Origin of the sequence: Caballeronia sp. LZ008 (genome assembly GCF_031451435.1) — a bacterium.
In the GTDB taxonomy this organism is placed as follows: Bacteria; Pseudomonadota; Gammaproteobacteria; order Burkholderiales; family Burkholderiaceae; genus Caballeronia; species Caballeronia zhejiangensis.
Genome location: NZ_JARUXK010000004.1, coordinates 1,060,028 through 1,072,401, shown reverse-complemented (window position 1 = coordinate 1,072,401; position 12,374 = coordinate 1,060,028). Strand labels below are relative to the sequence as shown.

Annotated in this window: 12 protein-coding genes and 1 riboswitch; of the genes, 8 read left to right on the top strand and 4 right to left on the bottom strand. The window is 66.6% G+C overall.

The window, feature by feature from the left end; all coding sequences use genetic code 11:
- Positions 1-30: 30 nt before the first annotated feature.
- A riboswitch (cobalamin riboswitch) is annotated at positions 31-220 on the bottom strand.
- Positions 221-296: 76 nt separating this feature from the next.
- From cbiE to QCE49_RS29945, 5 genes are read left to right on the top strand one after another with little or no spacing between them, the layout of a single operon-like run.
- Complete coding sequence (cbiE, locus tag QCE49_RS29965) at positions 297-1,508, top strand: precorrin-6y C5,15-methyltransferase (decarboxylating) subunit CbiE (protein WP_250481941.1); 1,212 nt, start codon at positions 297-299, stop codon at positions 1,506-1,508.
- A 6-nt stretch (positions 1,509-1,514) separates the two neighbouring features.
- Entirely contained in the window at positions 1,515-2,612 is a 1,098-nt protein-coding gene (locus tag QCE49_RS29960; protein WP_175979433.1) for a cobalt-precorrin-5B (C(1))-methyltransferase, read from the top strand.
- Positions 2,609-3,340, top strand: a complete 732-nt coding sequence (locus tag QCE49_RS29955; protein WP_175979432.1) for a cobalt-precorrin-6A reductase — start codon at positions 2,609-2,611, stop codon at positions 3,338-3,340. Before QCE49_RS29960 ends, QCE49_RS29955 begins: the two co-directional genes overlap by 4 nt.
- A complete protein-coding gene (gene cobM / locus QCE49_RS29950; RefSeq protein ID WP_250456826.1) occupies positions 3,337-4,065 on the top strand; it encodes a precorrin-4 C(11)-methyltransferase in 729 nt (242 codons plus the stop codon). The genes QCE49_RS29955 and cobM overlap by 4 nt, the downstream gene beginning before the upstream one ends.
- A 4-nt stretch (positions 4,066-4,069) precedes the next feature.
- The gene (locus QCE49_RS29945) at positions 4,070-4,477 is read left to right on the top strand and encodes a DUF4186 domain-containing protein (protein ID WP_008353123.1); all 408 of its coding nucleotides are present in this window, start codon (positions 4,070-4,072) and stop codon (positions 4,475-4,477) included.
- A gap of 6 nt (positions 4,478-4,483) precedes the next feature.
- Here QCE49_RS29945 and QCE49_RS29940 read toward each other — a convergent pair whose 3' ends face one another.
- Both QCE49_RS29940 and QCE49_RS29935 read right to left on the bottom strand, forming a co-directional pair.
- Entirely contained in the window at positions 4,484-5,692 is a 1,209-nt protein-coding gene (locus tag QCE49_RS29940; RefSeq protein ID WP_250456825.1) for a glycosyltransferase family 87 protein, read from the bottom strand.
- Positions 5,693-5,746: 54 nt separating this feature from the next.
- On the bottom strand, positions 5,747-6,487 hold the full coding sequence (locus QCE49_RS29935; protein WP_008353127.1) for a TerC family protein: 741 nt from the start codon (positions 6,485-6,487) through the stop codon (positions 5,747-5,749).
- 268 nt (positions 6,488-6,755) lie between these two features.
- Here QCE49_RS29935 and opgC point away from each other — a divergent pair, with 268 nt between their 5' ends.
- The 3 genes from opgC to QCE49_RS29920 all read left to right on the top strand — a co-directional run bounded on the left by opgC (position 6,756) and on the right by QCE49_RS29920 (position 10,229).
- Positions 6,756-7,913, top strand: a complete 1,158-nt coding sequence (opgC, locus tag QCE49_RS29930; RefSeq protein WP_250456824.1) for an OpgC domain-containing protein — start codon at positions 6,756-6,758, stop codon at positions 7,911-7,913.
- A gap of 161 nt (positions 7,914-8,074) precedes the next feature.
- Positions 8,075-8,248, top strand: a complete 174-nt coding sequence (locus QCE49_RS29925; RefSeq protein ID WP_008353131.1) for a DUF1328 domain-containing protein — start codon at positions 8,075-8,077, stop codon at positions 8,246-8,248.
- Between the two features lie 118 nt (positions 8,249-8,366).
- A complete protein-coding gene (locus tag QCE49_RS29920; RefSeq protein WP_250456823.1) occupies positions 8,367-10,229 on the top strand; it encodes a sigma-54-dependent Fis family transcriptional regulator in 1,863 nt (620 codons plus the stop codon).
- Here the strand turns inward: QCE49_RS29920 and eutC are convergent.
- Together eutC and QCE49_RS29910 are read right to left on the bottom strand one after the other, a co-directional pair.
- Entirely contained in the window at positions 10,226-10,984 is a 759-nt protein-coding gene (gene eutC / locus QCE49_RS29915; RefSeq protein ID WP_250456822.1) for an ethanolamine ammonia-lyase subunit EutC, read from the bottom strand. The genes QCE49_RS29920 and eutC overlap by 4 nt on opposite strands.
- Positions 10,981-12,357 carry an ethanolamine ammonia-lyase subunit EutB gene (locus QCE49_RS29910; protein ID WP_250456821.1) on the bottom strand — a complete coding sequence of 459 codons (1,377 nt, stop codon included), beginning with the start codon at positions 12,355-12,357 and terminating at the stop codon, positions 10,981-10,983. The genes eutC and QCE49_RS29910 overlap by 4 nt, the downstream gene beginning before the upstream one ends.
- Positions 12,358-12,374 lie beyond the last annotated feature (17 nt).

Here is a 12,374-nt window from a genome sequence, read left to right as displayed (position 1 = left end):
CGAACCGGTACACCCCGCCCGGTCGGCGTCGCGCGAATGCGTTGGGTCGGCAGGTCTCTTGGCTGGCAGGTCGACATTCGCGCCGGCCTTCCCGGTAAAAACCAGTGGCAGTGGAGCGCGGACTCGCTGCGTACAATTGCGGGGGCAGCCACAGTTTCGCTGTGTTCCCTTTTAAGCCCTCGGTCTCACGACCCCGGGCGCCGACGGACCTGTATTATGCCCGCTTTTATCGACCCTCCGAGCGCTTCCGGCATGTATCCGGGAACGCGATCGGAATCGCAGCAAGGAGACCGCGCATGTCGAACTGGCTGACCGTGGTGGGCATCGGCGAAGACGGCTGGCACGGACTTTCCCGCGCCGCGCGTCGCGCGCTTCTCGACGCCCAGTCGATTCACGGCGGCGAACGTCATCTCGCGTTGCTGCCGTATCGCATCGCCGCGCGCCGCATGCCGTGGCCGAAACCCTTTTCGCTCGATGCCGTGCTCGCCGAACGCGGCGACGGCAAAACGCGCATCTGCGTGCTCGCGAGCGGCGATCCGATGTGCTTCGGCGTCGGCGCGACGCTCGCGCGCGAAGTCGCCAACGGCGAAATGCGCGTCATTCCCGCGCCGTCGTCGCTGTCGCTCGCGGCGGCGCGCCTGTGCTGGGCGCTCCAAGACGCCGTCTGCGTATCGCTCGTCGGGCGGCCGGCGGCGTCGCTGCTCGCGAATCTGCATCGCGGCGTGCGCCTCATCGTGCTGAGCGCGGACGGCACGACGCCCGCCGCCGTCGCCACGCTTCTGACCGCGCATGGTTTCGGCGCGAGCCGCATGACCGTCTTCGAGCATCTCGGCGGCAGCGACGAACGCCGCATCGACGAGCGTGCCGACGACTGGCGCGAGCCCGTCGTTGCCGCGCTCAATCTCATCGCGATCGAGTGCCGGACGCACGCCGGCCACGCCGGGCCGCCGCTCACGCCCGGTCTCGCCGACGACGCCTACCGCCACGACGGCCAGTTGACGAAGCGCGACGTGCGCGCCGTGACGCTCGCGCGCCTCGCGCCGCAGCCCGGCGAACTGCTGTGGGACGTCGGCGCGGGCTGCGGCTCGATCGGCATCGAATGGATGCGCGCGCATGGCGCGTGTCGGGCGATCGCGATCGAAGCGAACGAGAGCCGTCAGCGTCTCATCGAATACAACCGCGATGCGCTCGGCGTGCCCGCGCTGCAACTCGTCAGAGGCGAAGCGCCCGCCGCGCTCGACGGCCTTCCCGCGCCGGACGCGGTGTTCATCGGCGGTGGATTGACGGTGCCGGGCCTGCTCGATGCGTGCTGGGCGCGTCTGCGTCAGGGGGGGCGGCTCGTCGCCAATGCGGTGACGCTGCAAAGCGAGGCGGCGCTCGTCGAATGGCGCGCGCGCCACGGCGGCGAGCTGACGCGCATCGGCGTCGCGCAGGCGGAACCGCTCGGCAGCTTCGACACGTGGCGTCAGGCGCTGCCGATCACCGTCCTGCACGCGAGCAAACCGTGATGCGTCATGCGTGAAGAGACGCCGGAGAAAGCCGCGCCGCTGCGCAGCGGCTACACGACAGGAAGCTGCGCGACCGCGACGAGTCTCGCGGCCGCGCGCCTCTTGCTGCTCGGTGAGACGAGCGAGCGCGCGGAGATCGTCCTGCCGAAGGGCCAGCGCGTGACGATGATGCTTTCGTTCTGCCGCCGTTTACCCGATGAAAGCGCCGCCGCCGAAGCCGGCGTCATCAAGGATGCGGGCGACGATCCCGACGTCACGCACGGTGCGCTCGTGTTCGCGCGCGTGCGACTGTCGGAGGAACCGGGCGTGCGTTTTCATGCGGGCGCGGGCGTCGGCACGGTGACGCGCGCGGGCCTCGCGCTCGCCGTCGGCGAACCGGCGATCAATCCGATGCCGCGCAAGATGATGACCGAGCATCTCGACGCGCTCGCAAAAAGCGTCGGCTATCGCGGCGGTTTCGACGTGACCATCGGCGTGGAGAACGGCGAAGCGCTCGCGCAGAAGACGATGAATCCGCGCCTCGGCATCGTCGGCGGATTGTCGATACTCGGCACGACCGGCATCGTCAGACCGTTTTCGTGCTCGGCGTACATCGCGTCGATTCATCAGGGCATCGATGTGGCGCGGGCGAACGGGTATCGGCATATCGCCGCGTGCACCGGCAACCAGAGCGAGGACGCGATGCGCGCGCGCTACGGCCTGCCCGACATCGCATTGATCGAAATGGGCGATTTCGTGGGCGCGGTGCTCAAGCATTTGCGCCGCGCGAGCGTCGACAAGCTGAGCCTGTGCGGCGGCTTCGGCAAGCTGTCCAAGCTCGCGGCGGGGCATATGGATCTGCACAGCCGCAGTTCGAGCATCGACTTGCCGCTGCTCGCCGTCTGGGCCGCCGATGCGGGCGCGAACGCCGAACTGCTGGCGTCGATGCGCGCGGCCAACACGAGTCAGGAAGCGCTCAAGCTCGCACGCGCCGAAGGCATCGCGCTCGGCGATATCGTCTGCCGACGCGCGCGCGATGTCGCGCTCGACGCGCTGCCGCCGGGCATCGAAGTCGAGACCTTCGCGATCGACCGGCAGGGCAATATCGTCGGGAGCGCGGCATGACGCGCGTGCTGCTGCTCGGCGGCACCGGCGATGCGCTCGCGATCGCGCGTGCGCTTCCTGCGACGCACGTCTACAGTCTCGCGGGCCTCGGGCGCGTGCCGGGCGATCTGGCGTGCACGGTGCGCGTCGGCGGTTTCGGCGGCATCGACGGGCTCGTGCGATATCTGCGCGACGAGCACATCACGCTCGTCGTCGATGCGACGCATCCCTATGCCGCGCAGATGAGCCGCCACGCGTTCGATGCCTGCGCGCTCGCCGACGTGCCGCTCTGGGCGGTGCGCCGTCCCGCATGGCAGCCGCAGGCGGGCGACGACTGGCGCGAGGCGTCGGACTGGCGCGAGATCGTCGAATGCATCGCGCCGTTTCATCGGCCGCTTTTCACGCTCGGGCGCGAGGCGCTCGCGCATCTGCACGACATTCCCGCGTCGCAGCACTGGACGATTCGCTGTCTCGACGCGCATCCGGGCAACGCGCGCGCGAGCATTGTCGATGCGCGCGGTCCGTTCGATCTCGCCGGCGAGCGCGCCTTGTTCGACGCGGCGCGTATCGATGTCGTCGTCAGCAAGAACAGCGGCGGGCGGGCGACCGAGGCGAAGCTCGCGGTCGCGCGGGAACGCGGTATCGCCGTCGTCATGCTCACGCGGCCCGCGCTTCCCGACGCCGACCGTATTTTCGACGACGCCGCCAGCGCCCGCGACGCGCTTCAACACTGGCTCACCAGACCATGACCGTTTATTTCATCGGCGCCGGACCGGGCGATCCCGAACTCATCACAGTAAAGGGGCAGCGGCTGATCCGCGCATGTCCCGTGATTCTCTACGCCGGCTCGCTCGTGCCGACGCAAGCCCTCGACGGCCATCGCGCGCTGAAATGCATCGACACGGCCGAGCTCGATCTCGACGCGATCGTCGCGCTCCTGCAGGAAGCGCACGCGAACGGGCACGACGTGGCGCGCGTGCATTCGGGCGATCCGTCGCTGTACGGCGCGATCGGCGAGCAGATTCGCCGGCTCGACGCGCTCGCGATTCCCTACGAAGTGGTGCCGGGTGTCACGGCGACGGCGGCATCGGCGGCGGCGCTAAAGCGCGAACTGACGCTGCCCGGCATCTCGCAGACCGTGATCTTCACGCGCTACGCGACGAAGACGTCGATGCCCGAAGGCGAGAGCCTCGCCGATCTCGCGCGTCATCGCGCGACGCTCGCGATTCATCTGGGCGTGCGGCATATCGAGCGCATCGTCGCGGAGCTCGTGCCGCATTACGGCGCGGACTGTCCCGTCGCGGTCGTGTTTCGCGCGAGCTGGCCGGACGAGACGCGCGTCGAAGGGACGCTCGCGAACATCGCGCCGAAAGTGCGCGAGGCGGGCATGGAACGCACGGCGATGATTCTCGTCGGACGCGTGCTGGCCGCCGACGGCTTCGCGGAGTCCACGCTCTACGCGAAGGATCGATGACGCGATGCGCGACCTCGACGCCGTCTTCGATGCGCTCGCGAAATCGGCATTCCGACGCCGTTTCGCGCTCGGCGTGCGTGAGGGAAAAGTTTTAAGGGAGAAGGGCGTCGACACGGTCGTCGCGCAGGCGCATGAGCTGATCGGCAAGCGGCTTGCGCCGCAAGCGCCGCTGAACGACGGCAAGCAGACACCGTTTCGCGGGCATCCTGTCTTCATCGCGCAGCACGCGACGGCGACGTGCTGCCGCTCGTGTCTCGCGAAATGGCACGGCATCGCGGCGGGAAAAGCGCTCGACGACGCCGAGCGCCAACATGTCGTCGATGCCATCGAACGCTGGCTGCGCGCGCAACCGCTGCCGGCGGCGTCGAACCAGCCCGCGCCCGACAATCCGCAGCGCGAACTGCCTTTCTGACGCGCTCTAACGCGACGGATCGGCGCCCGCGGCTTCGAGACGCGCGCGCCGCACCGCCACGAAAATCAGCAACGCGAAAACCAGCGGTCCTACACCTACGCCGCAGTCCTTGGCCAACTGATTTCCCAACTGCGGATAGATCCACGCGAAAAACAGGATCGCGGGCTCGCCGCGCAGCCATCCGTCGCGCAGCGCGCGCGCGGCGATGAGTGCCAGCGGGATGCCGAGCCACACGCCGTCGTAGTTATAGATGTAGGGGCTGATCATGAACGTCGCGGCGACGAGCGCCGTCGCGCGAACTTCCAGTCCTTTCGCATTGCGCCATACCCACGCGACGGCGCAGATCGCCACGGTCGCCTGACACGCCTGCGCGACATAGGCGGGACCGGTCGCGACGTGCGCCATGCGCAGGCTCGCGAAGAGGCTCGCCATCTGGAACCAAGGAAGACTGCCGCTCGCGGTGAAACCGTTGGCATCGTGCAGTCCGTGGAGAAAGACCGGCAGGATGTCGAGGCCGAAGACGGCGACCGAAACCGTGGTGAACAGGATCGTCGTCAGCGCGGCGGCGATGAAGGTCGTCCACATGCCCGCGCACGCCAGCGCGAGCGGAAACAGGATGGCCAGATGCGGCTTGATCGAAAGCAGGCCGATGAAGACGCCCGCGAGCATCGGCCGTTTTGGCATCGAGAGAAATGCGGCGAGCGCGAGACTCGCGGTGAGCGCGGCATTCTGTCCCTGGGCCGCGTTGAGCCAGAGGCCGGGAAACGCGACGATCCACATGATCATGTCGGGGATCGGCAGCGCGCGGCGGACCAGCAGCACGAAGACGACCGACGAAATCGAAGCGAACAGCGCGTAGGCAAGCGGCGCCGACAGGAAGCCGAACGGCTGCACCAGCAGCAGAAAGTTCGGCGGATAGAACCACGGCCCCGGCAGGATGATGTGCGGCCCCAGTTGCTGCGCGACGTGCTTGATCGCGTCCGCCGAATAGGCGTCGAGCGGATGCCCCGCGAGCGCGAGGCGCGCAGCCGACCAGAACGTCAGAAAGTCCCAGCCGGCCGGATGACCTTTCTCCGCCACGGCACTGCGCACGGCGAGAACGAGCCCGTAACACTGGAGCACGACGAGGATCGTCGCGCAATAAGCGCTCACGCGCGAGCCGTTGAGCCAGCGCCGACCGGGCGCGCGTTCGATGGAAGCGGGTTGGGTGCTCATCCGTCCGATATCGGCCGGATGGCGCCGAAACTTTAGCGAACGTCCGCCCGCGCGTTACTCGCGAACGCGTCCCTTGGCGCGCCGCGCGAGCATGTTCAGGCCCTCCACCAGCGCCGAGAACGCCATCGCCGCATAGATGTAGCCCTTCGGCACGTGTGTTCCGAAGCCTTCGGCGATCAGCGTCATCCCGATCACGAGCAGGAAGCCGAGCGCGAGCATGACGATCGTCGGATTGCGCTCGATGAAGCGCGACAGCGGACCGGCCGCGAACAGCATCACGGTGACGGCGGCGATCACCGCGACGAACATGATCGGAATGTGCTCGGTCATGCCGACCGCCGTCACAATGCTGTCGATGGAGAACACGAGATCGAGCAGCAGGATCTGGCCGATCGCCGACAGCGGCGTCAGGCTCTTGCCCGACGCGGGGCCGGCGTGTTCGTCGGCGTCGTGCGTGACGTGGTGGCGGATTTCCGTCGTCGCCTTCCAGACGAGAAACACGCCGCCCGCGATGAGAATCAGGTCGCGCCAGGAAAAGCCGTGCCCGAACGCTTCGAAGATCGGCGTGGTGAGGCGGACGATCAGCGCGACCGTGCCGAGCAGGCCGAGCCGCATCACGAGCGCGAGCGCGATGCCGATGCGCTGCGTGCGTTCGCGGTGCGCCGCGGGCAGCTTGTTGGTCAGGATCGAAATGAAGATCAGGTTGTCGATGCCGAGCACGACTTCCATGACGACGAGCGTCGCGAGTGCGGCCCAGGCGGCGGGATCGGCGAGAAGGGCAACGAGATAGTCCATGGTTCGGGAGCGTTCGAGATGAGGGCGAGATATTAGCCTGTTCGGCGGGAAAAATGAAATGAACTTGAAAGCTTGCGCCTGATCGAAACCAGCCGGTGGCAATCCCCGACGCGAGATGTTGTTCAAACCGACAAATATCGGATTTGAAACGCTTATTTGCATCTGTTCGCGTGATGCACTGCCGCAAATACGGGTAAACTCCAATGCTTTCGCGCCGCGTGTTCGCGGCCGTGTTTAACTGTCGCCGCAAGGACACTGAGCAAGCCGCATGCAGCAAAAATCAAAACGTCTCGTCGAGCTGGACTTCTTCCGGGGACTGGTACTGCTGATCATCGCCGTCGATCATATCGGCGGCAGCATGGTGTCGCGTTTCACGCTGCATGCCTTCGCGCTCAATGACGCCGCCGAAGTCTTCGTGTTCCTCGGCGGCTTCGCCACGGCGACGGCCTACGCGTCGCTCGCGGAGCGCCGCTCCGAAAGCGCGGCGCGCAGGCGCTTCGTGAAACGCGCGTTCGAGCTTTATCGCGCGTTTCTCGTCACGGCGGCGCTGATGCTCGTCGCATCGTTCCTGCTGCGGCCCTTTTTTGGCCACGCGCCGAATCTCGCGCTGCATGATCTGGACACGCTGATGTCGCAGCCGGTTTCCTCGATCGCGGAAATTCTCACATTCGAGCGCCAGCCTTATCTCTCGGCCGTCCTGCCGATGTACGCGCTCTTCGCACTCGCCGTGCCGCTCATGCTGCCGCTCGCGCGCAGCAAGCCTTGGCTGCTGCTCGGTCTAAGCCTCGCGTTGTGGGCGTTCGCGGCGCAGATCGGCGAATTCATGCCGTCCGTCGACGACAATCTGTGGGACTTCAATCCCGCCGCCTGGCAGTTGATGTTCGTGCTCGGCGTGCTGGCGCGCTGCCAGCCGATCTATCAACGCGTGAGCGCGAACCGCTTCGGCTGGATCGTGAGCGCGGGCGCCGTGGCGCTGATCGCCGGCATGGCGTACTACAAGCTGCTCGTGCTGCCGCCGGTGCTGGACAGCGCCTTCAAGCGCGACCTTGCTGGTCCGCGCGTCGTGAATTTCCTCGCCATCGCGTGGATCGCGGCGAATCTGGCGCGCTACGGCGTCGTCAAGGCGGTGGCGACGCGCCTGCCGTGGGTCGGCGCATTGGGACGCGCGGGCATGGTGTCATTCGTGGCGGGAACGGTGATTTCGCTCGTCGTCGATTCGATCCTGTTCACGTTGACCGATGGCCTCATCAACGTGCCTGCCGGACTCGCCGCCGACGCCATCGCGATCGGCGCGCTGCTTGCCGTGCCGCATGTGCATCAGCGGATCTCGAACTGGCTCGGCACCCGTCAGCCGGTCCCGGCGACGGCCGCCGCCGCACCCGCGACGGTCGCCGCAGCCGACAATCGGGCGCGCGGCATACGGTGATCTCTTCGAAGCGGGCAGTCGAACTGCCCGCTTTTTTATCGCGCTTTCATTGCAACTAACGGTCTGATTTTGCCGCCGACTTCGATAAGCACCGCCCGCGAAGAACCGAGGCACAGGTCTTGCAAGCAGTCACCGAACACAACACAAAAATCGGACCTGCCATGCTCAAGCTCGCCATTCTTTTCGCGATCATTTCTGTCGTCGCCGGATTCTTCGGCTTTACGCGCGTATCGTCGGGTGCGGCGGGCATCGCGAAGATCTGCTTCTTCATCTTCCTGATTCTGTTCGTCATATTCCTCGTCGTCGCGATTTCGGCGGGCTCGCTCGTGCTGTAGCGAGGGAAAGCGCCGGGCGCCGTACCGCGTGGTTCCTCGCATCGACCCGCGTGCGGCGACGGTGTTACATTGCCCCGAGAAGACATTCACGCGACCGTGAATCGAAAAGGAGGAGGCGATGCAGCATGCCATCGGCGCGGCCTTGCAGCCGGCGCAACGCGACGTCATCCGTCATTCGCACGAGCGCTCGGCCACGTTCGGGCTGTGCGAGACGATGCGCCCGGATTACGCCGTGCTGTCGGGCACGGAGCTCGCCGTCAAGCTCGATGAAAGCCGTGCGCTCTTCGCTCACGCGCTGCCGGTGATGGAAACGCTGTACGCGCAGATCGCCAATACGCACAGCATGATCGCGCTCACCGACGCGAGCGGATTGATCCTGCATTCACTCGGCGACGACGACTTCCTCGCGCGCGCCGAAAAAGTCGCGCTGCGCGCGGGCGCGCTCTGGAGCGAGGAGCATCAGGGCACGAACGCGATCGGCACGACGATCGCCGAGCGCACGGCCGTCACCGTGCAAGGCGACCAGCACTACCTGCGCGCCAATCACTTTCTGACGTGTTCCAGCGTGCCGATCCTCGATCCGCACGGCAATCTCTCCGGCGTGCTCGATGTCACCGGCGACCGACGCGGCTATCACCAGCACACGATGGCGCTCGTGAAAATGTCCGCGCAGATGATCGAGAACCGCCTGATCGCGAGCGGGTTCAGCGACGGCCTGCGCATCCGTTTCCATAGCCGGCCGGAGTTCATCGGCACGTTGATGGAAGGCATCGCCGTATTCGATCTCGACGGGCGCCTGCTCTGCGCGAACCGCAGCGCGCAGTTTCAGCTCGGTCTCGAACTCGGCGCTTTGCGTTCGCAGACGCTCGATGCGCTGTTCGGCGAGCGCGTCGATGAACTCATCGCGCGCGCGGGCGATGCGCCTTGCCGGCTCGAACTGCCTAGCGGCGTCGCGGTGTTCGCGAGCGTCGATTTTCACGCGCGGAACATGTCGAGCGTCCCGAGCACGACGAGCACGACTCCCACACGCGAGCGCGCCGGTTCGAGCCTCGCCGATCTCTGTACCGGCGATGCGCAGATGAACGACATCGTCGCGCGCGTGCGCAAGGTCATCGGCAAGAACATACCGATTCTGATCGGCGGTGAAACGGGCGCGGGCAAGGAAATGCTCGCGCGCGCGATCCACGACGATTCGCCGCGCCGCGCGGGGCCGTTCGTTGCGGTGAACTGCGCATCGCTGCCGGAGACGCTGATCGAATCGGAGCTTTTCGGCTATGCGCAGGGCGCGTTCACGGGCGCGGCGAAGCGCGGCGCGATCGGCAAGATCGTGCAGGCGAACGGCGGCACGCTCTTTCTCGATGAAATCGGCGACATGCCGCTCGCGATGCAAAGCCGTCTGCTGCGCGTGCTGCAGGAACGCGTCGTCGAGCCGCTCGGCGCCGCGCGCGCGGTGCCGGTCGATTTCATGCTCGTCTGCGCGAGCAATCGCAAGCTGCGCGAGCGCGTCGCGCAGGGCGAATTCCGCGAAGATTTGTATTACCGGATCAACGGTCTTTCGGTGACGCTGCCGCCGCTTGCCGCGCGCTCCGACCTGCGCGCGGTCGTCGACAAGATTCTGCGGCACGAGCGTTTCGCCGGGCGCGTCGTGCACGTGGACGACGACGTGCTCGCGCTCTTCGCGCGTCATCCGTGGCCGGGCAACATACGGCAGTTGAGCAACGTCTTGCGCACGGCGTCCGCGATGCTCGACGATCACGACACGCATATCCGCATCGAACATCTTCCGCACGATTTCGTCGATGAACTCGGCGAACAGCCCAAATTCGATAACGCAACGCCGCCCGCGAACGGCGCGCGTCTTGTCGACATCGAAGCGAGCGCGGTGAGCGCCGCGCTCAAGGCGCACGGCGGCAATGTATCCGCGACGGCGCGCGCGCTCGGCATATCGCGCACGACGCTGTATCGGAAGTTGCGCGTTTAATCGGCTGGCAATTTCGCGTCGGACGCGGGCAACGCGCCGCTGTGATCCTTCAGCCCGACGCCGGTGAGCTTCAGGCGGCGCGCTTCGTTCAGCAGCCACATCAGCTTGAATGCGGCGATTTCGTAGTCGAGTCCTTCGGGCCGCACATTCGATATGCAGTTGCGCTCGGCGTCGTTGCGTCCGGCGCGCGGCGCGTAGGTCACGTAAAGACCGAGGCTGTCGGGCGAACTGAGCCCCGGCCGTTCGCCGATCATTACGACGACGATCTGCGCCCGCAAAAGCTCACCGATGCGATCGCCGAGGGCGACGCGCGCCTGCGTCGCGACCACGACGGGACCGACGTTCCAGCCGTCGAGCCGCGCACGCAATGTCGCGAGCAAGGGCGCGACGTGACGTTGCGCGGCGAAGGCCGACAAGCCATCGGCGGCGACGAAAACGATATCGCTTTCGGATGCGTGCGCTGCAAGCCGTTGCGCGCTTTCATCGTTCAGCACGCGGCCCAGATCCGGCCGACGCAGATAGCGATCGCGATCCGGCGCGGCGCTTTGCGCATCGAGCGTATCGAAGCCGGCGGCGCGAACGGCTTCGCGCAACGCGGCCGTATCGAGCGGCTGATGCACCGCGTCGCGCGCCTGCGCATGCGCGAGTTCGAATGCGAGCAAGGGCGCGGTCGGCAGGCTGCTGCCCGCGCGGCCGAGCGCGATGCGCGCGTTGGTGAAGCGCCGCAGCGCGTCCCAGGCATCGGCGTTCGTCATGAGTCGATCCAGTCGAGCAAAGGTTGCGTGGGCGCGGCGAGCAGATTGCCGCGGCCATCGGTGACGCGCATCTTCGCGAGCCACGCTTCGAATTCCGGCGCGCGTTTCAGGTTCAGCGCGCGGCGGATATAGAGCGCGTCATGGAACGACGTGCTTTGATAATTGAGCATCACGTCGTCCGCGCCCGGCACGCCCATGATGAAGTTGACGTTCGCCACGCCGAGCAGCGTGAGGAGCGTGTCCATGTCGTCCTGATCGGCTTCGGCGTGATTCGTATAGCAGATGTCGCAGCCCATCGGCACGCCGAGCAGCTTGCCGCAGAAGTGGTCTTCGAGTCCCGCGCGGATGATCTGCCGTCCGTCATAGAGATATTCCGGGCCGATGAAGCCGACCACCGTGTTCGTCAGAAGCGGTTGGAAGCGGCGCGCGACCGCGTACGCGCGCGCTTCGCAGGTCTGCTGATCGACGCCGTGATGCGCGTTCGCCGACAGCGCGCTGCCTTGCCCCGTCTCGAAGTACATGACGTTATCGCCGACGGTCCCGCGTTTGAGCGAGAGCGCCGCGTCGCGCGCTTCCTCCAGCAACGCGAGCGACACGCCGAAGCTCGCGTTCGCGCGCTCCGTGCCCGCGACGGACTGGAACACGAGATCGACGGGCGCGCCTTGCTCGATGGCGGCGAGCGTGTTGGTGACGTGCGTGAGGATGCACGACTGCATCGGCACGTCGTAGCGCTGGCGGAAATCGTCCATCATCGCGAGCAGCTTGCCGATGGCGGCGGGCGAATCCGATGCGGGATTCACGCCGATGACGGCATCGCCGCAGCCGTACAACAGGCCGTCGAGCATCGATGCGGCGATGCCCTTCGGATCGTCGGTCGGATGATTCGGCTGCAGGCGCACCGAGAGATGCCCCGGCAGGCCGATCGTCGTGCGAAAGCGCGTGACGACCGGGCGTTTTCTGGCAGCGAGGATCAGATCCTGATTGCGCATCAGCTTGGAAACGGCGGCGGCCATCTCCGGCGTCACGCCCATCGTGATGCGTTCGAGCGCGGCGGTGTCGGTGGTATCGGCGAGCAGCCACTCGCGGAATTCGCCGACCGTCAGGTGCGCGATCGGCGCGAACGCTTCGCGCGAATGCGTATCGACGATGAGGCGCGTGACTTCGTCGTCCTCGTAGGGAATGAGCGGCTCGTCGAGAAACGCGGCGAGCGGCACCTGCGCGAGCGCGATTTTCGCGGCCACGCGTTCTTCCTCGGTGGCGGCCGCGATGCCCGCGAGTTCGTCGCCGGAGCGCCGCGGGCTGGCGCGCGCGAGCAGCGTCATCAGATCGTCGAAGCGGTAGCGGCGCGCGCCAATCGTCTCGTGAAAGCTCATCGCTTTCCTCTCGGAAG